The following is a 25556-nucleotide window of genomic DNA, read 5'->3' as shown; positions in this document are numbered from 1 at the left end:
CAGGACAGTTGGGCCCGTCCCCGGCATGATGCCCGGGGGCGGGCCCTTCCGCCGTCCCGCCGGACCCGAGGAGAGCATCCTGTGAAGATCCACCTCACCAGCGTCTTCGTCGACGACCAGACACGGGCCGAGCACTTCTACACGCGCGTCCTCGGCTTCGTGAAGAAGCACGACGTCCCGCTGGGCGGCGCGGATCGCTGGCTCACCGTCGTCGCGCCCGACGACCCGGGGGGCACCGAACTCCTCCTGGAGCCCGCGCGGCACCCGGCGGTGGGCCCGTACCGCAGAGCGCTCGTCGAGGACGGCATCCCGCTCGCGCAGTTCGCCGTGGACGACGTGGCGGCGGAGTACGAGCGCCTGAGCGCCCTCGGCGTCCGCTTCACCCAGGAGCCGCTGACGGCGGGGCCCGTCACCATGGCGGTCTTCGACGACACGTGCGGCAACCTGATCCAGATCGCGACGCGGGCGGGGTAGCGGGCGGCACGGGGCCTGTGGCGGGCGGAGCGGGGCGCGCGGCGTGTGAGGCGGGCGCGGCGGGGTGTGCCGGGTCGGGCGCGCGGCGGACGGGACGCGTGGTGTGCGAGGCTCGCGTATGGACTCACGCATGAACCCCCAGACGGACCCGGGCGCGGACCCGCCCGCGGACCCGGGCGCGGACCCGCCCGCGGACGCGGGCGCGGCCCCCCTCGCGCAGGACCTCGTGGACCAGGCGCGCCGCCTCGTGCGCACGCGGTTCCCCGAGGCGCTCGGGGCGGTGCTCGGCGGCTCCGCCGCCGCCGGGCGGGCCGGGCCGCTGAGCGATCTCGACCTCGCGGTCCTCGTCCCCGACACGGCCGTGACGCTGCGCGAGACCGTGCGCCACGAGGGCCGGGTCGCCGAACTGTTCGTCCACACCCGGGCCGGGCTCGCCGAGCTGTTCGCCGCCGACCGGGCCTCGCGCCGCCCCGTGCTCCCGTACCTCTACGCCCAGGGGCTCGTCCTCATCGACCGCGAGGGCGCGGCCGGTGAGGCGCGCGCCCGCGCCGTCGCGCTCCTGGACGAGGGCCCGCCCCCGCTGCCCGCGGCGAGCGTCGAGACCAGGCGGTACGGGCTGACGGACGCCCTCGACGACCTCGCCGACGTGCGCGACCGGCACGAGCGGCTCGCGCTCGGCGGCTACGTCTTCGGGGCCGCCGCCGAGCTGCTGTGCGACCACCGGCGGGCCTGGACGGCAGGCGGCAAGTGGCTGCCCCGGAGACTGCGCGCGGCCGACCCGGAACGGGGCGGAGCGCTGCTCGACGCGCACCTCAGGCTCTGCGCCGACGACGAGGCGGGACCGCTCGTCGAGGCGGCGGGCGCGGTACTCGCGCTGGTGGGCGGGCCGCTGCGGGAGGGGTACCGGCGGACGTGGGAGGGCGTCATCGAGTCGGCGGCGGAGCGACCGGGCGGGTGAGGCGGGGGGCGTCCAGGCGGGGGCGGCGTCCGGGCGGGGCGGCGGGCGGCTGGGGCGGGGCGGGCACCAAGGCGCGGGCTCCCACACCTGGGTGTCGGAGCGCGGGCGCCAACGCGCGGGTGCCGGGGCCCGAGCGCCCGGCGTGCGGCGTCAACGTGGGACGTCAGCCGGGGACGTACCGCACTACCCGCCGCAACTCACCCAAAGCCCCCCGCACTTCGGGGCGTGACCCCTGCGAGGGGCACTTACCGGCCGTTAGGCTCTGCCCCGTAAACCCGCTGTGCCTCGTACAGCAGTTCCGCACCGGTCGCCCGGGAAGGCTTTCATGGCACGTAGTTCCGCACGGTCCGCGAGCCCGATGCCCGTACCGCCGCGCCCGCGGCGGACGTTCGGGGACGTGATGAAGGCGCTCCTCGCCGTCGTCGCGCTGCTCGCGCTCGTCCTCGGGGTGCCGTTCGGGCTCATCCAGGTGGGGCGCCCGGTACCGGACGGGCCGCCCGGCGAATGGCTCAGCTCGGCCATCGACGCCGAGACGCTCATACGCATCCTCATGCTGGTCGTGTGGATCGCCTGGGCGCAGTTCACCGCCTGCGTGCTCGTGGAGGTGAAGGCCGCCGTCTCCGGCGTCGGGCTGCCCGCGCGGGTTCCCGGCGCGGGTCCGAGCCAGCTCCTCGCGCGCCAACTCGTCGCCGCCGTCCTCCTCCTGGGGGCCACGGCCGCGAGCTTCACGCCCGGGATCCCCGGCTTCGGGCAGCAGGCCCCCGACACGCACCGGCCCACCGTCGCCGCCGCCCAGCAGACCCCGGGCGGTCTCGTCGGCGGCCGGCAGCAGAGCGCGGCGGACGCCCTCGCCCGCCAGGCGGAGCAGATCGCGCGGCAGGCCGACACCGGCGGGACCCACCAGCAGGGAACGAAGTTCTACCGCATCCAGCCGCCCGAGGGCCGCCACCACGACTCCCTCTGGGAGATCGCGCAGCGCCACCTGGACGACGGCCGCCGCTACAAGGAGATCTACGCCCTCAACAAGGACCGCGTGCAGCCCGACGGCTCCCGGCTCTCCGAGGCGAGCCTCATCAGGCCCGGCTGGATCATGGAGATGCCCGCCGACGCCCACGGCGGCGAACTCGTCGAAACGCCCGGCGCGAATCCGGAGTTGAGCAAGGGGCAGCAGCAGGAACTCGACGCGTACGCGAAGGACGGGCAGGACGGCCGGGGCGGACAGGCCGGTCAGGGCGGCCACGAGCAGCAGCGCCCCGCCGCGCGGGACGGCGACACCACGACGGGGCACTTCACCGTCCCGGCCCACCACGAGCACGCGGCCGGACACACCGCGACCCCGCCCGCGGGCGAGGAGGTCGCCGCCCCCGCCTCGCACACCCCGGGCCTCCCCGAGGCCCTTCTCGGCGCCCCGCTCCTCGCCGCCGGTCTCCTCGCCGCGCTCGGGCGCCGCCGCAGGGCCGCGCTGTGGCAGGCGGCGACCGCCGTCGCCGGCCGCCGCCGGGGCATGGAGCTGCCCACACCGAGCGGCGACGAGGCCGACGTGCAGGACGCGCTCTTCGCGGGCGCCGACCCGGGGGCCGTCCGCTTCCTCGACCGCGCACTCCGCTCCCTCGCCCGCTCGCTCGCCGCCGAGGGCCGCCCCCTGCCCCTCGTCTACGCGGCCTGGCTCGGCACCGAGGAACTCCACCTCCAGCTCGCCGAACCGGCGGGCCCGCCCCCCGCCCCCTGGACCCACGGCGAGGACGAGACGTTCTGGCGCCTCGAAGGCCGCGAAGTACCCGTTCCCGCAGTGGACCCGGACAGTACGGACGAGCCCGCCGACGAGGAGCCGCAGGCCGCCCCGTACCCGGGACTCGTCAGCCTCGGCGCGCAGGACGGCTCGCGCCTCCTCCTCAACCTGGAGGCCGTCCCCGGGCTCGTCTCGCTCGCGGGCGCGCCCGCCGACCGGCAGGCCGTGCTCTCCTCGGTCGCCGCCGAACTCGCCACCAACGGCTGGTCGGACCGCATGACGGTGACGCTCGTCGGCTTCGGCGCCGACCTCGTCCCGCTCGCCCCCTCGCGGCTGCGCCCGCTCGACGACGTCGCGGCGCTCCTGGACGTCATGGAGGCCGAGACCGCGAGCCGCCGCGCGGGGCTCGGCGCGGCGGGCGCGGACTCCGTCCTCACGGGCCGTACGGGCCCCGCCCACCAGGCCGGCTGGGCCGCCCACCTGGTCCTCCTGGCCGCCGAACCCGACGCCGAACAGGCCGCCCGCCTCGCGGAACTCGCCCATGACGCCGCCCGCTTGGGCATCGGTTACCTCGTGGGCGCGGGCCCGGACCAACTGCCCGGTGCCGCCTGGGAGATGGAGATCACCTCCGAGGGCCGTCTCCTGGCCCCGCTCCTCGGCCTCGAACTGGACGCCCAGCTCCTCCCCGGGCCGCAGCACGCCGCCGTGGCACGCCTCTTCGCGGCGGCCGACGCCTTCGGCGGTGGCGGCGGGGACGACGACCCGGCGGGCCCGGCCGCGGCCCACCGGCCGCCCTTCCTCGTCGACATCAGCGAACAGGGCCGTCCCTCGGTGTACGCGCGCCTCGTCGGCCGGTACGAACTCATGGGCCTCGACGCGCCCGACGACGAGCGCGGCCCGCTCCTGCGCGAAGCCCTCGCCCTCCTCCTCCTGCACCGCGAGGGCGTCCACCCGCGCGTCCTCGCCTCCGCGCTGTGGCCGCGCGGCGCCGGTGACGACGTGCGCGAGGCGACCGTCGCGCGGTTGCGCGACTGGCTCGGCACGGGCGAGGACGGCACGCCGCGCCTGCGCGAGGACGCCACGGGCCGTCTCGTGCTCGACGCCTCCGTCGTCTCCGACCTCGACGTGCTCCGCTCGCTCTACCACGAGGCGACGAGCGGACGCGGCGCCGACGACCGCGCGGTACGCGGCAGGCTCCTCACCGACGCGCTCGGCCTCGTGCGCGGCCCGCTCCTCGCCGAGCGGCCCGCGGGTCGCTACGGCTGGCTCGCGCACGAGATCGTCGACGCCCAACTCCCGCTCCTGGTGGCCGACATCGGCCTCGCTCTCGCCGCCTTCCACCTCGAACGCGACCGCGCCCCGCAGGCGGCGGAGGCGCTGGAGCGCGCCCTGGTGAGCGCGGGCACCGACGAACGCCTGTGGAACGAACTCCTGCGCGCCGTCCACGCGACGGGCGACGCGCCCCGCCTCCGCGCCCTCGCGTCCGCGTTCGCGACCCGCTCCGGAGCCCGTGGACTCCCGCCCCGCACGGCGGCGTTGCTCGACGAACTGCTCCCGGGCGCGGCTGCCTCCGACGAGGCGGGGACGGCGTGAGCGGTGCCGGGAGGGCACGGGTGACGGCCAGGGACACGGACACGTGCGGGGCGGGCCCGGCATGACCTCCGCCGCCGGACTCGCCGCCTCACCCGCGTTCCTCGCGGTCTGCGCGGCCGTGTGGGGCGCGCTCGCGGGCGCGTTCCTGCCGCGCGCGGCCCACCGTTTCGCCGTCCCGGCGGGCGAGCCGTGGAGCACGGTGTGCCCGGAGGGCGATCCGGTACGGGGCTGGGTCGGCGTCCGCGCCTGCCCGGCCGGGCACGGCCCCTCCCCGTACCCGTACGCGCTCGGGACCGCGCTCCTGTGCGCGCTGCTCGCGGCGGCGACGGGCCCGCGCCCCGAGCTGTTCGTGTGGCTGCTGCTCGCGCCCCCGGGCGTCCTCCTCTTCCGCACCGACCTGCGCGTCCAGCGCCTCCCCGACCCCCTCACCCTCACGACGGCCCCCCTCGCCGCCGCGCTCCTCGGCCTCGCGGCGCTGCACCCCGAACACGCGGGAAGCTGGCCGCGCGCCCTGCTCGGCGCGGTGGCTCTCGCGGGCGGCTTCGCGGTCCTCTTCCTCGTCAGCCCCTCGGGCCTCGGCTTCGGCGACGTGAAACTCGCCCTGCTTCTCGGCCTCGCCCTCACCTGGTACGGCTGGGGCGCCCTCTTCCTGGGCGTCTTCGCGGGCTTCCTGCTCGCGGCCCTGTACGGCCTCGTCCTCATCGCCCTCCGCCGGGCCACCCGCCGCACGGCGATCCCCTTCGGCCCGGCGCTCCTCGCGGGGGCGTACCTCGGGGTGCTGGCGGGGGCGTTCGGGGCGGGCTGAGGGGGACGGGTCCGTCCTCCCTCAGCCCTGTCGCCGACCGGAGGGGGCGGTCAGCGCTTCACGGTGAACGTGGCGGCCCGGGGCACGAAGGTCGTGTCGTGGTCCTTGGCGGTGGCCAGCGCGGAGACGTGCCAGACGCCGTCGGGCAGCGCGGCGGCGTCCTTCGCCGAACTCTTCACGGCGTAGACGCACTCGGAGGTCGTCGGGGACGTCGCCTTGCACGTGGCCTCCTCGACGTCGCGCATCTCGCCCGCCGTGGGGTCGAGATGCGAGCCGGCGGGCCAGGCGAGCACTCGCAGGCTCTTGACGCCGGAGTCGTCCGCCACGGTGGCGGTGAAGGTGAGCGAGGCGCCCGCACCGGCCGTGCCGGTGAAGCGGGCGGTGGCCTTGGAGATCTCCGGCTTGGCCGGGGCGGCGGCCTCGGCCGAGGAGACCAGCGCGAGGGTACCGGCGGCGATGGCGGCGGCTCCGACGAGCGACGAGACGACGAGGCGCTTGGACATGGGGTATCCCCTCATAGGTGACCGGTGCGGTCTCTTCACCGAGCGCTCCGTGCGCCGCGGCGTTGACCAAAGCCTGCCGCCGAAGCCCCTGTCACCACACGGGCGGAACTACTCAACCGCGGTACTCAGACCCCGTAGGCACGTGCGCCTCGCCCCGGGAGCCCGCACAGGTCATCCGCCTCACCGCACCGCCCCCCAGCAGGGAAAACGCCCCGTCACGCACCCCCGCGACGCCCCGCGGAAAGATGTCCGCCCCCGCCGGGAACCGCTCGCGACACGTGCCTGGGCGCCACGGTGGCCGCTGGACCGACCCGGGCCCGTCGGAGTACCTCCTTCGCCCGCGCGACGGTGACGCGACCGCGCGCACACGACGACCGCAACGCCGGGGGAGTGCGCGGCGTGAACTTTTTCGTCCCGGGCGTCATCACAGTCAGGGTCAGCATGTTCCCCGCACGAGAGGCAATGAGGCGACCATGACGAACGCACGCACACGAACCGGACTGCTCGCCACCGTGGCCCTCGCCGGCGTCCTCGGCCTGGCCGGATGCGGGGTCGGCGGCGACGACGACGCCGCCGCTCCCGCCGCCAATACCTCCGCGGCCGGCACGGAGGGCTCCTCCGACCCCCAGCCGTCCGCCTCCGAGGACCGCGCCGACGAGTCGCCGGGGAGCGGGGACCCGACCGCGGCCACCGAGACGGACTCCCCCTCCCCGGACGCGGACGTCCCGAGGTCCGACTGCACCGCCCCCGACCTGAAGGTCAAGCTCGTCGCCAAGGGCTCCGAGATGAACAGCGAGTACTACGACCTCCAGCTCACCAACACGGGCGGGCGCTGCGCCGTGCGCGGGTACGCGGGCCTGTCGCTCCTCGACGGCTCCGGCAAGCAGATCGGCAAGCCCGCCACGCGCTCCCAGGACGGCGGCGCGGGCGGCAACGTCGTGCTGGACAACGGGGACAGCGCCCACGCCGTGGTCAAGACCCCCGGGAAGGGCGTCACGGGCGGCGACTGCGCGGCCGAGCCCGCGAGGATAAAGGTCTACGCGCCGGGCAACACCAAGGCCGTCACCTCCTCCACCACGGCGGGCATCCGCGTCTGCGGCGGCACCCTCACGACCGGCCCCCTCAGCTCGTCCTTCCCTCGGTGACGGCATACGCGGGCGGCGGTCCCGGCAGGGGTGGGCGCGGGATGCGCCCCCCGGCCCCGGGCCGTTCCGTACGGGGCTGCGCGCCCCGGTGCCCGCGATGCCGCCCCCCGCGGCTGCCCGCACGGCTGCCCGCCCGGTCCTGTCGCGGGCGGAACGGGGACTGATAGGCAGGAGCGGTACCACAGCTGTCCGCTCGGTCAGGGGTTCGTATGCACGGTCAGGACAGGCGCTCGGGCGGGGAGGCGCGGGGCGGCCGGACGCTCCGCGCGGAGGCGACGGCGCCGGGCCGCGCGCCGGGGCGCCCCGCCCCCGTCGGCTCCCCGCGCGCGGTCCTCGCCCTCCAGCGGGCCGCCGGGAACGCGGCCGTCGCGGAGGCGCTGGAGCGCGGGCGCCACGAGCACGGCGAGGGGTGCGGGCACGGGACGCCGGTGCAGCGCTCCGCCGTCGAGCGGGTGATCGGCTCGGCCGGTACGCCCCTGCCCTCCCCCGTGCGCCAGGACATGGAGTCGCGGCTCGGCGCGGACTTCGCCGACGTGCGCCTGCACACCGACGAGGCCGCGCGCACCTCGGCCGCGAGGTCGGCGCGCGCGCCTACACCTCGGGCAACCACGTCGTGCTGGGCGCGGGCAGCGGCGACCACCACACGCTCGCGCACGAGCCGACCCACGTCCTCCAGCAGCGCGAAGGGCCCGTCGCGGGCACCGACAACGGCAGCGGCCTGCGCGTGAGCGACCCCGCGGACCGGTTCGAGCGCGAGGCGGAGGCGAACGCCCAGCGGGTCATGGCGGGCCCCGCGCCCCGGGCGCCGGAGACGGGCCACGGAACCGGCCCGGGGACGGTGACGGCTCCTGGTACGACGACGGCTCCTGGTACGACGACGGCTCCCGGTACGACGACGGCTTCCGGCACGGGGACGGCGGCCTCTCCCGGCACGGTGCAGCGCGCGCCGGCGCAGACCGGCGCCGGACCGGCCGAACTCGGGCTCATGCCGGGGGCGGGCGCGCACGAGATGGGCGGCGGCGCGACGCGGTACACCGTGCCCGACCGGACGGGGGACGCCAAGGCGCTCTTCCGCGCGATGGACCGGGACGAGTTCAACGGGCTGCTCGGCGGGGCGCTGCCGCAGGGGGCGCACTACCAGGGCTTCGCCACCAACCGCGCCTACTCGGAGTCGTACATCACCAACAAGCCGGGCGGCCCGACCCACCTCGTCGTCTTCTACCGCCCCGCCCTGACCGACCGCACCGGGGCGCCGGTCCCGGACGTCAACACCTTCCTCCAGTCGGTCGGCGCGGGGACGAAGGCCGAGGACGACGACGAGCCCTCGACAGCCGTGGGCGCGACCGCCAAGTACAGCCGCGAGGTGCACGACAACACCCGGGCGAACGGCAAGGCCGACGCGGAGATCGAGAAGCTCCGCAAGGACCTGTCCAAGGACCGGCAGGACGCCGGGGACGACACCAACCCGCACCGGCACAAGGCGGCGGAGCGCGTCCGGGCGAAGACGGCGAAGATCGCCCTCCTGGAGGCGAAGCGGAGGCACCCGGCCAAGGGCGACGCCGTGAAGGCCCTCAACGCCGAGCTGGCCTCGGGCCGTTACGCCTGGAAGCTGCTCACCTTCAAGTCGTCCTCCTGACGACGCCCCCGGGGGCCGAGCCGCTACCGCTCGCCCCCGGGACCGTGGACCCCGCCCAGCGCCGGCGGCTGCCTCCGCCCCTACGTACAGGCAAGGCTGTACAGCTCACCCTGTACGCGTTACGGTAGGTGGCATGCCCACCGATCCTGTCGCGAGCGAACCCCCCGGCTCGCCGCCCCAGCCCTCGCCCGCCGCCGTCCAGGCGTCCCGCGAGGTCAGGGCCGTCATCAGCCGCCTGCGCCGCCGCATTCTCGGGGCCTCCGAGGCCGAGGACCTCACGCTCGGGCAGTCCACCGCGCTCGCGCGCCTCGCCCGCGAGACCGAGACGCCCGCGACGGCGGCCGGGGTCACGACGAGCGTGCTCGCCGCCGCCGAAGGCGTCCGGCACCAGTCGATGACCGCGACGGTCGCCGCCCTCGCCGCGCGCGGCCTCGTCGTGCGCACCCCCGACCCCGAGGACGGCCGCCGGCTGCTCATCACCCTCACGCCCGAGGGCCGCCGCCGCGTCCACGAGGGCCGCCAGGCCCGTACCGAATGGCTCGCCGCGCGGCTCCAGGACGAGTGCACGGAGGAGGAGCTGCGGGCGGTGATCGCCGCCATGTCCGTACTGGAGCGACTGACCCATGACTGAACCGAGGACGGACACCGGGACGGGCGAGAAGACGTCCGGGGCCCCACAGCCCCGTTTCGACCGGCGGTTGCTGCCGCCGATGATGCTCGGCTCGGTCCTCAACCCGATCAACTCGACGATCATCTCGGTCGCGCTCATCCCCATCGGTGACGCGCTCGGCGCGCCCCCGTCGAAGACCGCGTGGCTCGTCTCGGCGCTCTACCTCGCGACCTCGCTCGGTCAGCCCGTCGTCGGGCGGCTCATCGACATCTTCGGGCCGCGCAGGCTCTTCCTCATCAGCACGAGCATCGTCGGTCTCGCCGGTGTCCTCGGCACGCTCTCGCCCGACCTCGGCTTCCTCATCGCCGCCCGCGTCCTGCTCGGTTTCGGCACGTGCGGCGGTTATCCGGCCGCGATGGCCCTCGTACGGAGCGAGGCGAAGCGGACCGGGCGCGACAGCCCCGGCGGCGTGCTCACCGCGCTCGCCGTCGCCAACCAGACCATCGCCGTCATCGGCCCGCTCCTCGGCGGCCTCCTCATCGCGGTCGGCGGCTGGCGCGCGACCTTCGCGCTGAACATCCCGCTCGCCGTCGCCGCGTTGCTGCTCGGCTGGTGGCGGCTGCCCCGGTCGGCCGGTACGGGCGAGAGTCCGCGGCGCGGTCGGGTCGCCGCGCAACTCGACCTGCCCGGCATGGCGTTCTTCGCGGCGACCCTCACCTCGCTGCTGCTGTTCCTCATGAACCTGCACCTGCGGGACTGGTACCTGCTCGTCATCACGCTCGTCGCCGGAACCGCCTTCGCCGTAAGGGAGTTGCGCGCCGAGACGCCGTTCATCGACCTCCGCGTGCTCGGCGGCAACACGCCGCTCCTCACCACGTACGGGCGCGCGCTCGTCGCGTACGTCGTCTCGTACGCCTTCCTCTACGGCTTCAGCCAGTGGACCGAGGAGGGGTACGGGCTCTCGCCGTTCCACGCGGGGCTCGTGCAGATCCCCATGTTCCTGCTCGCCATCGGCGTCTCGATCTGGTCCGGGCGCCGCAAGGGCGTACGGGGCAAGCTCCTCGTCGGCGCGCTCGGGCAGATCGCCGCGTGCCTGATCCTGCTCACGCTCTCCGGCTCCAGCCCGTTGTGGAGCCTGCTCCTCGTCGCCCTCGTCTTCGGCGTCCCGCAGGGGCTCAACAACCTCGCCCTCCAGAACTCCGTCTACTTCCAGGCCGATCCGGAACGCACCGCGTCCTCCGCCGGGCTCCTGCGCACCTTCGCCTACATCGGCTCGATGGTCGCCTCGTCCGCGAGCGCCGCCTCCTTCGGGGAGCGCGCCGACACGGGCGGCATGCACGCGCTGTCGTGGGTCATGCTCGGCGCGGGCGCGGTGTTCCTCGTCATGACGCTCTTCGACCGCTCCCTCGGCCGTGTCGGCACGTCGGACTGACTCCCCACCCGCGCCACCGAAAGGCACCCCCGTGTCCCGTACCGCCCTGCTCCTCATGGACTTCCAGAACGCCCACGCCAGCCGCGTGGACCCCACCGCCCTCACGCGGGCCGCCGCCGCGCTGGCCGCCGCGCGGGAGAAGGGGGTCCTCGTGATCCACGTCGCCCTCCTCCTGCGCGCCGGGCACGTCGACGCGCACCCGAACAACAAGGTGTTCGGCGCCCTCCCGCACGACCGCTTCGTCCCGGGCGACCCGGACGCCGAGATCCACCCGGACGTGGCGCCCGCGCCCGGAGAGCCCGTCCTGTACAAGAACCGCGTCAGCGCCTTCGCGGGGACCAACCTCGACCAGATCCTGCGCGCGCAGGGCGTCGACCAGCTCGCCCTCGCGGGCATCGCGACCGGTGGCATCGTGCTCTCCACGGCGCTCCAGGCGATCGACCTCGACTACCGGTTCACGGCGCTGTCGGACGCGTGCGCCGACCCGAGCCCGGAGCTCCACGAGGTGCTGCTGACGAAGCTGCTCGCGAAGCGCGGCGAGGTCGCGACGGTGGAGGAGTGGGCGGCCGGGCTCTAGCCCGCGTACGCCCCGGACGCCGGACCCCGGTACGGGCCGGGCTACTTCTCCGCCGCCTCCAGCCGGACGGCCCGTACCGCGAGGCCCAGCTCCGCCACCGCCTGCGGGGCGCTCAGCGACCTGCCGGTCAGCGCCTCCACCTTCCGCAGCCGGTACCGCACCGTGTTCGGGTGGCAGTACAGGAGCCGCCCCGCCGCCTCGGCGGAGCCCCCGGCCGCGAACCACGTCTCCACCGTGTCGAGGAGCCGGTCCCGCTCTGCCGCGCCCAGCGCCAGTACGGGCCCGAGGACGAGCCGCGCCACGCGGCCCGCCTCCTCGGGCGCCGCGGCGGCGACGACCGTCAGCGGGTTGTCGTCGAAGCGCGCCACGCCCTCCCGCGTGAGGCCGCGCAGCGCGAGGCGCGCGAACCAGAGGGCGCGCGGGGTCTCGCGCAGCGAGTCGTACGGGGGACTCACGCCGATCCGCGCGCGGGCGACCCGCCCCAGCGCCTCCCCGAGCGCCTGCACCGCCCCCGCGCCCGGCACCCCCACCACGCCGATCTGCTCGTCGGGCAGCAGCCGCCACGCCGAGCGCAGCCCCGCCGAGAGCAACGCCGCCTCGATCCCCGGCAGCGCCTCCCGCCCCGGCAGCGTGCCCCCGCCCACCGAGCGCGCGACCGCCACGACGAACGGCCCGTCCAGCGCGAGCCCCAGCGCCCGCGCCCCCTCGCGCAGCCCCGAACGCTCCGCGAGCACCCCCGTGAACAGCGCCTCGACGAGCGCCGAGCGCTCCCGCTCGCGCACGAGCAGCCGCTCGGCGGTCGTGGCACGGTGCGCCTCGGCCGCCGCGTCCGCGTACACCCCCGCGAGCTGCCACAACGTGGCCGACAGCGTCACGAGGTCGTCCGCCGAGACCTCCTCGCGGTGCGCCGCCTCCCGTACGAGCCGGTGCCACAGCGCCTCGAAGCCGATACGGAAGGCGCGCGTCATGTCCGCGACCGAGACGCCCTGCGCCGCGCGCTCGCGCCCCGTCGCCGCCGCGGCCGAGACGTCCGGCGCGGACTCGCCCGCGAGAAAGCCGAGGACCTGCCGGGCGTTGCCGAGCGTCGAGGCGTGCAGAGCCGCGCGCGGCACCGGGTCGTCGGCGCGGTACGCCTCCGCCTCGGACCGGATGCTCTCGTCGAGCTTGTCGGCCAGCTCCTCCTCCCGCGCGAGGAGCGTGCGCGCGAGCGGGATCGTGCCGGGCGGCGGGCTGAGGGGCGGGACGGCGGGCATGCGGGGCACGGTAGCCCCGGGGAGCGCGGGCGCGCCCGCCGCTGTGGTGTTGTTCACGGCGACAACGTGAGACGCCTCGCATTGTGGCGGGGGACATGGCCCCGCGCGGAGCCCGCGGCGCACGATGGCCGGTGGCGCCCGGCACCGTGGCCGGGCGGCCCGAGGGGTTCCGGCGGTCGCGTACCCGCGTACGTGCCGGGCTCGGGCGAACGCGAGGAAGCGGAGCACCACCATGAGCGACGTGGCCCAGCGGCAGATCCCGGCGGCCGACGGCCCCAGGGAGTCCACCGGAAGCCTTGTCCACCACCTCCTGGACACCGCCCGCCGCACCCCCGGGGCCCCGGCCCTCCTCCTCGGCCCGTACGCCCTCGACTACCGCACCCTGGAGCGCTCGACCGCCGTCGTCGCCGCGCGCCTGCGCGCGGACGGGCTCACGGCGGGGGACCGGATCGGGCTCATGCTCCCGAACGTCCCCGAGTTCGCCGTCCTCTACTACGGCGTCCTGCGCGCCGGCGGGGTCGTCGTCCCGCTCAACCCGCTCCTCAAGGAGCGCGAGGTCGCCTTCCACCTCGCCGACAGCGGCGCCCGCGCGCTCTACGCCTGGGACGGCGTCCCCGGCGAGCCGGCCGAGGGCGCGGCGAAGGCGGACGTCCCGCACCACCCCGTGAGCCTGGGGCAGTTCACCCCGACAGGGACCGAGGACCTCGAAAGCGCCGACGCGCTCACCGAGCGCGGCCCCGACGACGACGCCGTCATCCTCTACACCTCCGGCACGACGGGCCACCCCAAGGGCGCCCAGCTCACGCACCGCAACCTCGCGAGCAACACCGCCGCGACGGCCGGCCTCGCGCGCCTCACGGGTGCCGACACGATCCTCGGCTGTCTGCCCCTCTTCCACGCCTTCGGCCAGCTCACCGGGCTCAACGCCGCCGTCCTCTCGGGCGCCTCGCTCGCCCTCGTCCCGCGCTTCGACCCCGCCGCGGTGCTCGCGACGCTCGCCGCGACGCGCGCCACCGTCTTCGAGGGCGTCCCCACGATGTTCGCCGGGCTCCTGCACCACCCGGACGCCGCGAACGCCGACGCGTCCTCGCTGCGCCTGTGCATCAGCGGCGGCGCCGCGATGCCCGTCGAGGTCCTGCACGCCTTCGAGGAGGCGTTCGGCTGCGACGTGCTGGAGGGCTACGGCCTCTCGGAGACCTCGCCCGTCGCGGCCTTCAACCACCTCGACCGCCCCCGCAAGGCCGGTTCCATCGGCACCCCGATCGCGGGCGTCGAGCTGAGCATCCTGGACCCGGAGGGCACGGAGCTGGCGGACGGCGAGACCGGCGAACTGGCCGTGCGCGGCCCGAACGTCATGAAGGGCTACTGGCGGCGCCCCGAGGCCACGGCCGAAGTCCTCCTCCCCGACGGCCGGTTGCGCACGGGCGACCTCGCGCGCCGCGACGAGGACGGCTTCTACTACATCGTCGACCGCAAGAAGGACCTCATCATCCGGGGCGGCTACAACGTCTACCCGCGCGAGCTGGAAGAGGTCCTGTACGAGCACCCGGCGGTCCTGGAGGCGGCCGTGCTCCCCGTCCCCGACGCACGTCTCGGCGAGGAGGTCGGCGCGGCCGTCGTCCTGCGCCCCGGCGCGGAGGAGACCCCGGAGTCCCTGCGCGCCTGGATGAAGGAGCGCGTGGCGGCCTACAAGTACCCGCGCCGCGTCTGGTTCCTCGCCGCGCTCCCGAAGGGCCCGACGGGCAAGATCCAGAAACGGGACATCGAGGTGCCGAGCGCCGACTGAGGCGTACGGGGGGCGGCCTCCCGTGTGCGTGCGGCGCCCGTGTGCGGCCGTATGCGGGTGGGCCGGGCGGGAGACCTTCCCGTCCCGCCCGCTCACCCCCGCCGCGCCCCGCTCACCCCCGTGGCGGCTCGCGCAGCGCCGCCAGCGTGTCCACGAGCCGCGCCGTGTCCCCGTCGTGGACGAGCGCGTCCTCGTCCGCGCCCGGGGACTCGAAGCGCGCGAGGAAGTCGTCGAGCGCCTCGGGCGTCACGGTGAGCGCGTCGGCGTCCTCGCGCGGGTTCCGTAGCGCGAGCCGTGCCAGCAGTTCCTCGCGGGAGGCGGGCAGGTAGACCATGACCGCCCGCGCGCCCGCGCCGCGTGCCGTGTCCCGCCACGACTGCCGCTCCTCCCGCCGCCAGAGGCCGTGGTCGAGCACGACGTCCCGCCCGGCCCGCAGCTCCGCGCCGAACCGCGTACGGAGCGCCGCGACGACCGGGCGCTCCCGCGCGGCGTACGTGTCCTCCGGGTAGTCGACCCCGTACCTCCCGTGCAGCCGGTGCACCTCCTCGTCCACGGAGAGCCGAACGAAGCCGCGCGCGGCGAGCGCCCGCGCGACGGTGGTCTTCCCGGAGCCCGTCAGCCCCACGAGCAGCACGGCGAGCGCCACGTACGCCCCTTTCGTCGGAGACCGTCCCTCGTACCGCCTATTGTCCTGCCCCGGCACGCTCGTCCCGCCCCCCGCCGCCGAGGCGCCGCCACCCCGGGGGCGTAGGCTGAATCGGTCCGTACCTCCCGAGCGCTGTGAAGCGACCCGCCCCCGAAAGGTGACAGCCGGTGACCGAGCAGGCCGACCTTCAGTCCGTCCTCGACCGTGCCGCCGCAGGCGGTCGCATCACCGCCGAGGAGGCGCTCGACCTCTACCGCGACGCGCCGCTGCATGCGCTCGGCGCCGCCGCCGACGCGATCCGCCGCCGCCGCTACGCCGGTACGGAGCACATCGCGACGTACATCATCGAGCGCAACATCAACTACACGAACGTCTGCGTGACGGCCTGCAAGTTCTGCGCCTTCTACGCCGCCCCCAAGGACACGAAGAAGGGGTGGAGCCGCGACCTGGACGACATCCTGCGCCGCTGCGCGGAGACCGTCGAGCTCGGCGGCACGCAGATCATGTTCCAGGGCGGGCACCACCCGGACTACGGCGTCGAGTACTACGAGGAGCACTTCGCCGCGATCAAGAAGGCGTTCCCGCAGCTCGTCATCCACTCCCTGGGCGCCTCCGAGATCGACCACATGGCCCGCATCTCCGGCGTGAGCGCCGAGGAGGCGATCCGCCGCATCCACGCCGCCGGGCTCGACTCCTTCGCGGGCGCGGGCGCCGAACTCCTGCCCGCGCGGCCCCGCAAGGCCATCGCACCGCTCAAGGAGTCCGGCGAGCGCTGGCTGGAGATCATGGAGACCGCCCACAACCTGGGCGTCGAGTCCACCGTCACGATGCTCATGGGCACGGGCGAGACGAACGCCGAGCGCATCGAGCACCTGCGCATGATCCGCGAGGTGCAGGACCGCACGGGCGGCTTCCGCGCCTTCATCCCGTACACGTACCAGCCCGAGAACAACCACCTCAAGGGCCGCACCCAGGCCACGATGTTCGAGTACCTGCGGATGATCGCGATCGCCCGCATCTACCTCGACAACGTCGCCCACATCCAGGGCTCGTGGCTCACGACGGGCAAGGAGATCGGGCAGCTCTCGCTCCACTACGGGGCCGACGACCTCGGCTCGGTGATGCTGGAGGAGAACGTCGTCTCCTCGGCGGGCGCGAAGCACCGCTCCAACCGCCAGGAGCTGATCGACCTCATCCGCACGGCGGGCCGCGTCCCGGCGCAGCGCGCGACGACGTACGAGCACCTCGTCATCCACGACGACCCGGCGAACGACCCGGTCGACGACCGCGTGGCCTCGCACATCTCCTCCACGGCGATCGACGGCGGCACCGCGCACCCCGAGCTGAAGCTCATCCCGGCGAGCTGAGCGGGTCGCGCACGTGCTGACGCTGCACACCGCGCCGCTGCTCGACGCGGGCGACGGCACCCTCGTGCCCGGGGGCGCCGTCGCCGTCTCGGGCGACCGGATCACCGCCGTCGGCCCGCTCGCGGACCTGCGCGCCACGTATCCCGGGGCGCGGGTACGGGAGTGGCCGGGCCGCCTCGCCCCGGCCCGCGTCCACACGGGGCCGCCCCCGCAGGCGCCGAGCCCCCGGGAGACGGTGCACGCCCTCTTCGCGGGCGGCGCGACGGCGCTCCTGGTGGACGGCCCGCTCGACCCGTCGCTCCGCGAGGCGGCGGCACGCGGCGCCCTCCGCCTCGTCGCGAGCCCGTCCCCGGCCCCCCTCACCCCCGGCTCCCGCGCCGACCTCTCCGCGACCACGGACGACGGCACGTGCGTGGCGACGGTGTGCGCGGGCCGGCTGGTGTACCGGCGGCGCTGAGGCCGCGGGCCGGGCTGCCCCCGCAGTGGCTCGGCGCCCTTCGGGGCGCGTGCCGACGGGACCCCGGTGACGGTCGCCGGTCACCGCTGGTACGGCATCCTCCCGGTCGTGGCGGGGTCGGCAGGCCGCGCCGGGGCGGCCGTCCGCTCGTCCGCCCGCCCGGACCGCGCGAGCGCCTGCTCCACGGCGACGAGACGGGAACGCTGCGTACGGCGGGAGAACCAGATCCCGAGGGCCATGCAGGCGTAGACGCCCACGAAGATCAGTACCGGCCCGTACCTATGGTCGATCAGGCCGAGGACCGCGAGCACGACGAACACCGCCCCGAGGATGCCCAGCGGAACCCAGAGCGCCTTCCGGTTGTCCAGGCGCGCACGGGTGTACTCGGTGAGGCCCCGCAGCACCCGGCGTTCCTCCGCGTCCGCGGGCACCTCCCGTTTGCGGAAGGCGCGCTGGGCGCGGATCACGCCGCCCCGATCCGTGCGCAGCTTCTTGGCGAGCGCCCCGGTCTGCCAGAACGCGGACAGGTACCCGACGAGACCGAGCCAGATGCCCCGCCCCAGGGAGGCGGCAAGGCTCTCCCGGAAGACGAACGACCACACGAGGGTCACCGCCACCCCGCTCGCCAGGCCCGCCAGCAGCAGTCGGCCCTGACCCTCCGTCCACCCGCTTCGTGACGCCATTGGCCGTGCTCCCCCCGTGAGTTGTCGCCGGAGGACCCCCCCGGTGTGCCGTCCCGCGTACCCTTCGGCCCGTCCCGTACACAAGTCCTCCACGTGCCCGGCCGCTCGGGTGCGCGTTCGCCGCGCCCCGGCTACGCCACCGCCGGTCGTTCGATCAGCGTCAGCCTGTTTCCGTCCGGGTCGTGGACCGAGGCGAAGCGGACCCGGTCCTTGGCCGCCGTGGTCGCGTCCGCCGCGATGCCCTGGGCCGCGAGTGCGGCGAGTTCGGTGTCCAGGTCGGTGACCGCGAGGTTGATCAGGGCCTTGCCCGCGTGGCCGGGGTCGGTGAAGACCTGGAGCCAGCCGCCGTCCGTGAGGTGCCAGTCCGCGAGGCCCGGCATGGGGCGGGCGTCGGCGGGGCGGCCGAGGAGGCGCTCGTACCAGGCGACGGCCGCCGCGTGGTCGGTGACGGGGGCGACGGCGAGGACGTGGGTGAACCGCACGGGGACTCCTGTACGTGAGGGGTTCTCAGTCTGCGGCGCCCCCGCCCGCGAGCAGCCGTGCGAAATCGCCCTTCTTCTGCGCGACCCCCGTGCACCGCTCGCGCGAGGACTCGTCCGGCGCGCAGGGCCTGTCGCGGAAGGAGGCCCACTGCGACAGGCCGCCCAGCCCCACCCGCACCGCGAACTCGTGCGTGCGCCGCGCGTCGGCGCGCGTGAACGTCTCGTGCGGCACGTCGTTGACGCCCGGCATCACCGTGAGGCGCAGCCGCTTCCAGGCGGTACGGGACGGCCAGCCCAGCAGCTCGCGGAGCTGCCCGTGCGCGGCGCGCGCCGCCCGCTCCCCGTACGCGCTCATCGGGCCCTTCGCGTCCGGGTACGCGGAGCCGTAGCTCATCGTCATGATGTTGACCTCCCCGACGCGCACGCCCGCCGCGCGCAGCCCCCGCAGCAGCTCCCGCGCGTCCGCCTCCAGGCCCTCGGGCATGACGGGCAGCGTGACGGAGACGTCGAGGTCCGTGTCGGCCTGGAGCCGGGCCACCGCCTCCGCGCGGCGCGCGTTCGCCGCCTCGTCGCCGAGCGTCCCGCCCTCGATGTCGAAGTCGGCGCGGTCCGTACCGGCCGCGTCGAGCGCGCGGCGGTACGCGGCGGCCAGCTCGTCCACGGAGCCGCACGCCCGTGCCAGTTCCGTACCGGCCTCGCCGCCGAAGGACACGCGGGCGGGGCGCAGTCCCGCCGCCCGCCGCGCGACCGCCGGGTCGTCGACCGGCTCCGTACCGCCCCACACGGGCACGCACCGTCCGCCGTCCGCCACCGCGAAGGCGAGCCGGTACTCGTCCGGGTGAGCCGTCGTGTCGAGCGCTGACGCGGACTCGGCGCTCACGTACGGGGCGAAGCCGACGCGGTGCGGGGGCGCGCCGTCGGCGGCGTCGGCCGGTTCGCCCGCGCAGCCCGCGAGGAGCAGCGGCAGCGCGCACGCGAGAGCGAGCAGCGGGGACCGGCGGGGCGGCAGGGGCACGGGGAGCCCTTTCGGGGGGAGGACAGCGGAGTGTCCCGAACGTCCCACACGGGCGCGCCCCGGGCGGGGTTTCGACCGTATTCGTCGGGAAACTGCCCGGTTCTGCGAACGGTTGCCCGTTCCGCGGGGCTTCCTGGGGCGGGTCACCCCCGCGTCGCCCCTGGCGCCCGGCCCGGTACCGCCCCCGCTCCCGGCCCGGCGCCGCCTCCGTCGTCCGGCCCCGTACGCCGTCTTTATCCGCGCCTGCCACAATGAGCCGGTGACGACACGCGCATCCCTGGACAAGCAGCCGCAAGAAGTCGCTTCGATGTTCGACGGTGTGGCCAAGCGCTACGACCTCACCAACGACATCCTCTCCTTCGGCCAGGACCGCGCCTGGCGTGCGGAGGTGGCGAAGGCCGTGGACGCGCGCCCGGCGCAGAAGGTCCTCGACCTCGCGGCCGGTACGGCGACCTCCTCGCTGCCCTTCACCCGTACCGGCGCCTACGTCGTGCCCTGCGACTTCTCGCTCGGGATGCTCCGGGTCGGCAAGCAGCGCCACGGCTGGCTGCCGTTCACCGCCGGGGACGCGACGAGGCTGCCGTTCCGCGACGACGTCTTCGACGCGGTCACGATCTCCTTCGGGCTGCGCAACGTGAGCGACACCCCGGCCGCGCTGCGGGAGCTGTACCGGGTGACGAAGCCGGGCGGGCGTGTCGTGATCTGCGAGTTCTCCTCGCCGACCTGGGCGCCGTTCCGCACCGTCTACACCGAGTACCTGATGCGCGCGCTGCCCCCCGTGGCCCGCGCGGTCTCGTCCAACCCCGACGCGTACGTCTACCTCGCCGAGTCCATCCGCGACTGGCCCGACCAGCCCGCCCTGGCCTCGCTGCTCCAGGACGCGGGCTGGTCGAAGGTCGCGTGGCGCAACCTGACGGGCGGCATCGTCGCGCTGCACCGGGGGTTCAAGCCGCAGGAGCGCTGAGCCCGGCCCCCGGGGCGGTGGTACGGGGGCCGGGTCCGGTGGCGGCGACGGTCTTACGGGTTCGGGGCGGCCTCACCCCGAGACGGCGACTCCTTCGGGCCCGTCCCCTTCCGGCTCCGGCTTCTCGCGCTCCAGGCCGCTCGCGCCCGGCCCCGGGTCGAGCGGTTCGCGCACGCCCGTACCGCCGCCGCCCTCGTCGCCCTCGTCGGGCCACGTGTCGAACCACAGCGTGAGGACGGCGCCGTGCGGGACGCGCGCGCCGGGCTCCGGGTACTGCCGTACGACGTAGTCGAGGCCGCCCTCCAGCACCTCGGGATCGTCGGGGGACTCGGTCGCGAGCCCCTTCTCCTGCGCGGCCGTCACCGCGTCCATGGCCATGAGGCCGAGCAGGCGCGGCACGAGGACGAACTCGGTCGGCTCCGGCACGAGCGAGGACATGCTCTCAACTCCCCAGGTCTGGCGGTACCCGGCACGGTAGCGCTCCGCTTGGGGGGCGGGGGGTACGTGCCCGGCTGTGTGGGGCGTGTGCCCCCTGATGGGGCGCGTTACGCGGGGTACCCCCTCCGGCGGCTCGCGTCACGGGGCTCCGCCCCGGGCCCCGCTCCTCAAACGCCGGAGGGGCTGGATTTTGGTGGGCGTGTGTGTGGGGCTGGAATTCCGGGACGCGCTGCTTCACAGCGCCAGCTCGTACCTTCGGCCCCGTTCCGACCCGCCCGGCAGGGAGAACGTCTCCGCGTGGCGCATTCCGAGGCGTTCCGCGACCGCGAGCGAGCGCGTGTTGCCCTCCTTGACCATCGCGACGACCGCGGGGACCCCCGCCGCGCGCAGCCGTTCCAGGGTCGTACGGGCCGCCGCCGTCGCGTAGCCGCGACCCCAGGCGGTACGAGCCAGGCGCCAGCCGATCTCGATGGCGCCGACCGGGCCGAAGTGGGCGTGCGGCCACGGCTGCGCGCCCGTGAAGCCGACGACCTCGCCCGCCGCGTCGGTCACCGTCCACAGGCAGTAGCCGAGTTCGGCGTCGTGGCGGCGCTGGCGGGCGGTCAGCTCCTGGTAGACGGACAGCTCGGCGGGACGGCCGCCGTGGAACTCCATGACCTCGCGGTCGGCGAAGACGCGGTGCCAGTGGTGCGCGTCCTCGTCGGTGGGGACGCGCAGGGCGAGGACGGGGGCGGGGCGGGCGAGGTCGGAGGCGGGGGGCGAGGTGGTCAATTCCGGTCAGCCCTTCGGTCGGGGGGAGACGACGCCTGAATAGACTGCCCGTGTCCGGTGCCGCTCGGCACGTGATTTCAAGTCGTCGGGAGAAGTGTCGTGGCCGAGGCCCTGTCCGAACACAGCGCGGATGTGATCGTGGTGGGCGCCGGACCCGCCGGGTCGGCGACCGCCTACCACCTGGCGAAGGCCGGACTCGACGTCCTGCTCCTGGAGAAGACGGCGTTCCCGCGCGAGAAGGTGTGCGGCGACGGGCTCACCCCGCGCGCCACGAAGCAGCTGATCGCGATGGGGATCGACATCTCGGAGGAGGCGGGCTGGCTCCGCAACAAGGGCCTCCGCATCATCGCGGGTGGCAACCGCCTCCAGCTCGACTGGCCGGAACTCGCCTCCTTCCCGGACTACGGCCTCGTCCGCAAGCGCGACGACTTCGACGAGCAGCTCGCCCGCAACGCGCAGAAGGCGGGCGCGCGGCTGTACGAGCGGTGCAACGTCGGCGCGCCGATCACCGACGAGTCCGGCCGCATCACGGGCGTGCACGCGAAGCTCGGCGAGGAGAAGACCCCGGTCACCTTCCACGCCCCGCTCGTCGTCGCGGCCGACGGCAACTCGACGCGGCTCTCGCTCGCGATGGGTCTGCACCGGCGCGAGGACCGCCCGATGGGGGTCGCGGTCCGTACGTACTTCACCTCGCCGCGCCACGACGACGACTACCTGGAGTCGTGGCTGGAGCTGTGGGACCGGCGCGGCCCGGGGGAGGACCGGCTGCTCCCTGGCTACGGCTGGATCTTCGGCATGGGCGACGGCACGTCCAACGTCGGCCTCGGCGTCCTCAACACGTCCTCGTCCTTCAAGGAGCTGGACTGGCGCGAGGTCCTGAAGGCGTGGTGCGCCTCGATGCCCGAGGAGTGGGGCTACACGCCGGACAACATGACGATCCCGATCCGCGGCGCGGCCCTCCCGATGGCCTTCAACCGCCAGCCGCACTACACGAAGGGCCTCCTGCTCGTCGGCGACGCGGGCGGCCTCGTCAACCCCTTCAACGGCGAGGGCATCGCCTACGCGATGGAGTCCGGCGCGATCGCGGCCGACGTCGTCGTCCAGGCCCACGGCCGCCGCACGGCGCACCTGCGCGAACTGACGCTCCAGCGCTACCCGAAGGTCCTGAAGGACACGTACGGCGGCTACTACAGCCTGGGCCGCGCCTTCGTGAAGCTCATCGGCAACCCGAAGATCATGAAGCTCGCGACGGAACGCGGCCTCACGCACCCGATGCTGATGAAGTTCACGCTGAAGCTGCTCGCCAACCTGACGGACCCGACGCACGGCGACGCGATGGACCGCGTCATCAACGGGCTGACGAAGGTGGCGCCGAGGGCGTAGTCCGCGCGGCGGGGGCGGGCCCCCGGCACCAGCGGCAGGCCGGTCCCCGGCACCAGCGGGAGAGCGGTCCCCGGCACCGGGGCGCGGTGCCTGCCGGGGGCCGACACGCCTTCTCCGTAAGGCGGTTCGAGCGGACAGGGCGCCTACGATGCGGCAGCGGGTGCACACGCGACGTAGCTGAACGGCTACGCGCTGCGATGCTCCCGCTCACGTGTCAGCACCGACCGAAACGGGGAATCGTCATGCGACTCATCAGCCGGGCCGCCACCTTCGGCACCGCTCTCGCCACCGCCGTCGCCGCCACCATCGTCTTCGCCGGGAGCCCGGCCTCCGCCGCCGGGGGGTACTGGGCGCCCTCGTGCGACGCCGGGCGGGCCTGTATCCGGCTCTCCGGGGGGCGGCAGGGGCCCGGCGGTGCCGTGTGGAACCTGGACGGGTGCGGCTACCACACCATCAAGGACCACTACGACTTCGGCTGGGCCCACGGCAACGCCTTCGACGTGAAGTACGCGGACGGGCGGTGGGACCGCGTGCAGCCCAACTCCGGGCGCGGGCTGGACGGCAACAACCTCGTGACGGGTGTCGAGGTCCTCTGCTGACCGGGCGCGGCTGAGCGGCTGAGCGGGGGGCGGACAAGTCCGCTCCCCCCGCGGCCCGTTGGGTCACAGTCCCAGCAGGCGTTCCGCGTTCTCGTGCGCGATCTTCCGCTTGTCGGCCTCCGGCAGCTCTGCCTTCTCCAGGAACGGCACCGCACCCTCGTTGCCGATGAACGGGTAGTCGACCGCGAAGACGATCCGCTCCAGCGGGACCGTCTCCAGGCAGAACCTCAGCTGCGCCTGGCTCCACATGCCGCTCGGCGCGAGGTACACGTTCTCGCGGAAGTACTCGTGGAAGCTCCGGTCCAGGCCCGTCGCGCGCTGCGGCAGGGCCTCGTCCACGCGGTCCAGGTAGAACGGGATCATCTCGCCCCAGTGCCCCAGGATGAACTGGAGGCCGGGGTAGCGGTCGAGGACGCCGGAGTGCACGAGGTGCAGGAAGTGCACGGCGGTCTCCTGGTGCCAGCCCCACGCGGCGGTCTGGAGGCGCGTCCCGATCCCGGTCGGCAGCCCCGCCGCGTAGTTGCTGTCCGTGATCTCGCGCGGCGGCACGCCCGGGTGCAGGAACACCGGGACCTTCAGCGCGGCGGCCCTGGCGAGGATCGGCTCGAAGCGCGGGGCGTCCAGGAACTCGCCCTCGGTACGGCCCATGATCAAGGTGCCGACGAAGCCCAACTCGTTGATCGAGCGGTCGAGTTCGGCGACGGCGGCCTCGGGGGCGGCGGTCGGCAGGGCGGCGAAGGCCGCGAAGCGGTCGGGGTGGGCCCGTACCGCCGCCGCTGCCTTGTCGTTGGAGCCCGCGACGAGCGCGGGGGCGACGTCGGCGGGGACCGTCTGGGCGCCGAGACCGGAGAGCACCTGCATCGTGATGCCGCCCGCGTCCATGTCGGCGAGCCGCTTCTCGGCCAGGTTCTCCAGGACCTCGGGGGACGGCGAGTACGGCAGTCCGCTCGCCGGGCTGTAGGACGCGGCGAAGCCGGGGCTGAGCGCCTGCGCCCGCGCCGCGCCCGCCTTGGCGACGGCGGGGTCGGAGAAGTGCTCCTCCAGGGCGATGATCTTCATGGGGGGTTCCTTTCGGGTGGTGCGGAGGCGGTGCCGCGGGGGAGGCGGGGCCCTCGCTCAGGGGCGCGGGTACTCGGTCCCCGCGCACCACACGCGCTGGACCGTGCGCGTGGCACGGATGTCGGTGAGCGGATCGTCCGCGAGCAGGACGAGGTCGGCGCGCTTGCCGGGCGCGATGACGCCCCGGTCGTCGAGCCCGAAGTGGCGGGCGGGCAGCACCGTCGCCGCCCGCAGCGCCTCGACGGGGGTGAGGCCGGCCCCGGTGAGCAGTTCCAGCTCCTTGTGGATGCTCTCGCCGTGCGGGGGCGAGGCCGGCGCCGCCGCCGTGTCGTTGGAGTCCGTACCGGCGAGGACGGGGACGCCCGCGCGGTGCAGCGCCTCCACGCTCGCGCGGGCCGCCTCGTACGAGGGCCCCGGCGCTCCGGGCCGGGCGAGCGCCGTCACGATGTCCGCCATCATCGTCAGGGTCGGCACGATGACGCGGCCCTCCCGCGCGGCCCACTCGACGTCGGCGTCCTCCAGCGGCCGGTCCAGGGGCGCGTGCGTCAGTACGTCCACGCCCGCGTGCCGCGCCATGCGGACCGCGCCGAGCGCGGAGGCGTGCGCGACGGTGCGCAGCCCGTGCCGGTGCGCAGCCGCCACCAGAGCCGTCACGGTCTCCTGCGCGAAGCCCGGCAGGTCGATGACGATCTTGATGTGATCGGCCCCCTCGGCGACACGTTCCGCGACGAAGCGCTCCGCGTCGCCGGGGCCCGCCACGAGCGCCCCTGCGGGCAGCCCCAGGCGCGCGGCGTGGGCGCTCGCGGGCGAGGAGGCGCCGACGGTGCTGCTGCGGATGTCGGTGAGCCCCGCGCGGCCGCGCAGCGCGTCCACCCGGTCGGCGGGCCACGTCCCCATGTCGAGGGCGGTGGTGATCCCGTACCGCGCGAAGGCCCGCAGCGTGTCCGTGTCGCTCAGGTGGACGTGCGCGTCGATCAAGCCGGGGAGCAGGACGCCCCCGCCCCCGTCGATCTCGCGCGCGCCCCGCGCGCCGGCGGGGTCGCCGATCAGCGGCCCGTCCACGAGGACCGTGGCGGGCGGCAGCAGCTTCTCGCCGTCGAAGACCCGGACACGGGTGAGGGCGAAGGGCTCCGGCGAGGTGTCCGTGGGCGCGTGCGGCATGGGCGGCCTGCCTTCCGTGAGGTTAGTGGA

The 25556-nt window shown here is 75.0% G+C and carries 26 protein-coding genes; 16 read left to right on the top strand and 10 right to left on the bottom strand.

What is annotated here, in order from left to right; genetic code table 11:
- Nucleotides 1–81 precede the first annotated feature (81 nt).
- The 4 genes from STTU_RS12890 (at nucleotide 82) to STTU_RS12875 (ending at nucleotide 5559) form a co-directional block, all read left to right on the top strand.
- Nucleotides 82–474 carry a VOC family protein gene (locus STTU_RS12890; RefSeq protein ID WP_007823424.1) on the top strand — a complete coding sequence of 131 codons (393 nt, stop codon included), beginning with the start codon at nucleotides 82–84 and terminating at the stop codon, nucleotides 472–474.
- Between the two features lie 130 nt (nucleotides 475–604).
- A complete protein-coding gene (locus STTU_RS12885) occupies nucleotides 605–1432 on the top strand; it encodes a nucleotidyltransferase domain-containing protein (RefSeq protein WP_007823422.1) in 828 nt (275 codons plus the stop codon).
- Nucleotides 1433–1757: 325 nt separating this feature from the next.
- Nucleotides 1758–4754, top strand: coding sequence for a LysM peptidoglycan-binding domain-containing protein (locus STTU_RS12880; protein WP_052862360.1), 2997 nt, complete (start codon nucleotides 1758–1760; stop codon nucleotides 4752–4754).
- A gap of 61 nt (nucleotides 4755–4815) precedes the next feature.
- On the top strand, nucleotides 4816–5559 hold the full coding sequence (locus tag STTU_RS12875; RefSeq protein ID WP_007823407.1) for a prepilin peptidase: 744 nt from the start codon (nucleotides 4816–4818) through the stop codon (nucleotides 5557–5559).
- 50 nt (nucleotides 5560–5609) lie between these two features.
- On the opposite strand, the gene STTU_RS12870 is transcribed toward STTU_RS12875, so the two are convergent.
- Nucleotides 5610–6062: a DUF5707 domain-containing protein gene (locus tag STTU_RS12870; protein WP_007823405.1), complete on the bottom strand. Its 453-nt coding sequence runs from the start codon at nucleotides 6060–6062 to the stop codon at nucleotides 5610–5612.
- Nucleotides 6063–6535: 473 nt separating this feature from the next.
- On the opposite strand from STTU_RS12870, the gene STTU_RS12865 reads away from it, so the two are divergent.
- The 6 genes from STTU_RS12865 to STTU_RS12845 all read left to right on the top strand — a co-directional run bounded on the left by STTU_RS12865 (nucleotide 6536) and on the right by STTU_RS12845 (nucleotide 11462).
- On the top strand, nucleotides 6536–7207 hold the full coding sequence (locus STTU_RS12865; RefSeq protein WP_043255039.1) for a DUF4232 domain-containing protein: 672 nt from the start codon (nucleotides 6536–6538) through the stop codon (nucleotides 7205–7207).
- A 209-nt stretch (nucleotides 7208–7416) separates the two neighbouring features.
- A complete protein-coding gene (locus STTU_RS36185) occupies nucleotides 7417–7935 on the top strand; it encodes an eCIS core domain-containing protein (protein ID WP_420713551.1) in 519 nt (172 codons plus the stop codon).
- Nucleotides 7821–8843, top strand: coding sequence for a DUF4157 domain-containing protein (locus tag STTU_RS12860; protein WP_420713550.1), 1023 nt, complete (start codon nucleotides 7821–7823; stop codon nucleotides 8841–8843). The genes STTU_RS36185 and STTU_RS12860 overlap by 115 nt, the downstream gene beginning before the upstream one ends.
- Before the next feature lie 133 nt (nucleotides 8844–8976).
- The gene (locus tag STTU_RS35875) at nucleotides 8977–9474 is read left to right on the top strand and encodes a MarR family winged helix-turn-helix transcriptional regulator (RefSeq protein WP_007823399.1); all 498 of its coding nucleotides are present in this window, start codon (nucleotides 8977–8979) and stop codon (nucleotides 9472–9474) included.
- The gene (locus tag STTU_RS12850) at nucleotides 9467–10885 is read left to right on the top strand and encodes an MFS transporter (RefSeq protein ID WP_199785017.1); all 1419 of its coding nucleotides are present in this window, start codon (nucleotides 9467–9469) and stop codon (nucleotides 10883–10885) included. Before STTU_RS35875 ends, STTU_RS12850 begins: the two co-directional genes overlap by 8 nt.
- Before the next feature lie 31 nt (nucleotides 10886–10916).
- A complete protein-coding gene (locus tag STTU_RS12845) occupies nucleotides 10917–11462 on the top strand; it encodes a cysteine hydrolase family protein (RefSeq protein WP_007823397.1) in 546 nt (181 codons plus the stop codon).
- Nucleotides 11463–11503: 41 nt separating this feature from the next.
- On the opposite strand, the gene STTU_RS12840 is transcribed toward STTU_RS12845, so the two are convergent.
- A complete protein-coding gene (locus tag STTU_RS12840) occupies nucleotides 11504–12772 on the bottom strand; it encodes a helix-turn-helix domain-containing protein (RefSeq protein ID WP_324607882.1) in 1269 nt (422 codons plus the stop codon).
- Nucleotides 12773–12947: 175 nt separating this feature from the next.
- On the opposite strand from STTU_RS12840, the gene STTU_RS12835 reads away from it, so the two are divergent.
- Complete coding sequence (locus tag STTU_RS12835; protein ID WP_234019224.1) at nucleotides 12948–14501, top strand: long-chain-fatty-acid--CoA ligase; 1554 nt, start codon at nucleotides 12948–12950, stop codon at nucleotides 14499–14501.
- A 112-nt stretch (nucleotides 14502–14613) separates the two neighbouring features.
- Here the strand turns inward: STTU_RS12835 and STTU_RS12830 are convergent, their stop codons facing one another.
- Entirely contained in the window at nucleotides 14614–15147 is a 534-nt protein-coding gene (locus tag STTU_RS12830; RefSeq protein WP_043255026.1) for an AAA family ATPase, read from the bottom strand.
- Between the two features lie 167 nt (nucleotides 15148–15314).
- Between STTU_RS12830 and mqnC the strand changes: the two genes are divergently transcribed.
- Nucleotides 15315–16514 (top strand): cyclic dehypoxanthinyl futalosine synthase, encoded by a 1200-nt coding sequence (gene mqnC, locus STTU_RS12825; RefSeq protein WP_009067989.1) that lies wholly within the window; start codon nucleotides 15315–15317, stop codon nucleotides 16512–16514.
- Between the two features lie 13 nt (nucleotides 16515–16527).
- On the top strand, nucleotides 16528–16971 hold the full coding sequence (locus STTU_RS12820) for an imidazolonepropionase-like domain-containing protein (RefSeq protein WP_043255024.1): 444 nt from the start codon (nucleotides 16528–16530) through the stop codon (nucleotides 16969–16971).
- An 80-nt stretch (nucleotides 16972–17051) separates the two neighbouring features.
- Here the strand turns inward: STTU_RS12820 and STTU_RS12815 are convergent, their stop codons facing one another.
- From STTU_RS12815 to STTU_RS12805, 3 genes are all read right to left on the bottom strand, one after another.
- On the bottom strand, nucleotides 17052–17654 hold the full coding sequence (locus STTU_RS12815; RefSeq protein ID WP_007823385.1) for a hypothetical protein: 603 nt from the start codon (nucleotides 17652–17654) through the stop codon (nucleotides 17052–17054).
- 131 nt (nucleotides 17655–17785) lie between these two features.
- Nucleotides 17786–18136 (bottom strand): VOC family protein, encoded by a 351-nt coding sequence (locus tag STTU_RS12810; RefSeq protein WP_007823383.1) that lies wholly within the window; start codon nucleotides 18134–18136, stop codon nucleotides 17786–17788.
- A 25-nt stretch (nucleotides 18137–18161) separates the two neighbouring features.
- The gene (locus STTU_RS12805) at nucleotides 18162–19151 is read right to left on the bottom strand and encodes a hypothetical protein (protein WP_007823381.1); all 990 of its coding nucleotides are present in this window, start codon (nucleotides 19149–19151) and stop codon (nucleotides 18162–18164) included.
- Nucleotides 19152–19410: 259 nt separating this feature from the next.
- On the opposite strand from STTU_RS12805, the gene STTU_RS12800 reads away from it, so the two are divergent.
- On the top strand, nucleotides 19411–20115 hold the full coding sequence (locus STTU_RS12800) for a demethylmenaquinone methyltransferase (RefSeq protein WP_009067995.1): 705 nt from the start codon (nucleotides 19411–19413) through the stop codon (nucleotides 20113–20115).
- A 72-nt stretch (nucleotides 20116–20187) separates the two neighbouring features.
- On the opposite strand, the gene STTU_RS12795 is transcribed toward STTU_RS12800, so the two are convergent.
- The gene (locus STTU_RS12795; protein WP_007823377.1) at nucleotides 20188–20553 is read right to left on the bottom strand and encodes a PASTA domain-containing protein; all 366 of its coding nucleotides are present in this window, start codon (nucleotides 20551–20553) and stop codon (nucleotides 20188–20190) included.
- A gap of 234 nt (nucleotides 20554–20787) precedes the next feature.
- On the bottom strand, nucleotides 20788–21324 hold the full coding sequence (locus tag STTU_RS12790) for a GNAT family N-acetyltransferase (RefSeq protein ID WP_007823375.1): 537 nt from the start codon (nucleotides 21322–21324) through the stop codon (nucleotides 20788–20790).
- A 99-nt stretch (nucleotides 21325–21423) separates the two neighbouring features.
- On the opposite strand from STTU_RS12790, the gene STTU_RS12785 reads away from it, so the two are divergent.
- Nucleotides 21424–22707 carry a geranylgeranyl reductase family protein gene (locus tag STTU_RS12785; RefSeq protein WP_007823373.1) on the top strand — a complete coding sequence of 428 codons (1284 nt, stop codon included), beginning with the start codon at nucleotides 21424–21426 and terminating at the stop codon, nucleotides 22705–22707.
- A 242-nt stretch (nucleotides 22708–22949) separates the two neighbouring features.
- Entirely contained in the window at nucleotides 22950–23306 is a 357-nt protein-coding gene (locus STTU_RS12780) for a hypothetical protein (RefSeq protein ID WP_007823369.1), read from the top strand.
- Nucleotides 23307–23369: 63 nt separating this feature from the next.
- Here the strand turns inward: STTU_RS12780 and STTU_RS12775 are convergent, their stop codons facing one another.
- Together STTU_RS12775 and STTU_RS12770 are read right to left on the bottom strand one after the other, a co-directional pair.
- On the bottom strand, nucleotides 23370–24365 hold the full coding sequence (locus STTU_RS12775) for an amidohydrolase family protein (protein WP_007823367.1): 996 nt from the start codon (nucleotides 24363–24365) through the stop codon (nucleotides 23370–23372).
- 57 nt (nucleotides 24366–24422) lie between these two features.
- On the bottom strand, nucleotides 24423–25526 hold the full coding sequence (locus tag STTU_RS12770) for an amidohydrolase family protein (protein ID WP_007823365.1): 1104 nt from the start codon (nucleotides 25524–25526) through the stop codon (nucleotides 24423–24425).
- Between the last annotated feature and the right edge of the window lie 30 nt (nucleotides 25527–25556).

It is taken from the genome of Streptomyces sp. Tu6071, assembly GCF_000213055.1.
In the GTDB taxonomy this organism is placed as follows: domain Bacteria; phylum Actinomycetota; class Actinomycetes; order Streptomycetales; family Streptomycetaceae; genus Streptomyces; species Streptomyces evansiae.
Note: the sequence above shows the minus strand (reverse complement) of the source record. Positions and strands in the feature narration are given on the sequence as shown.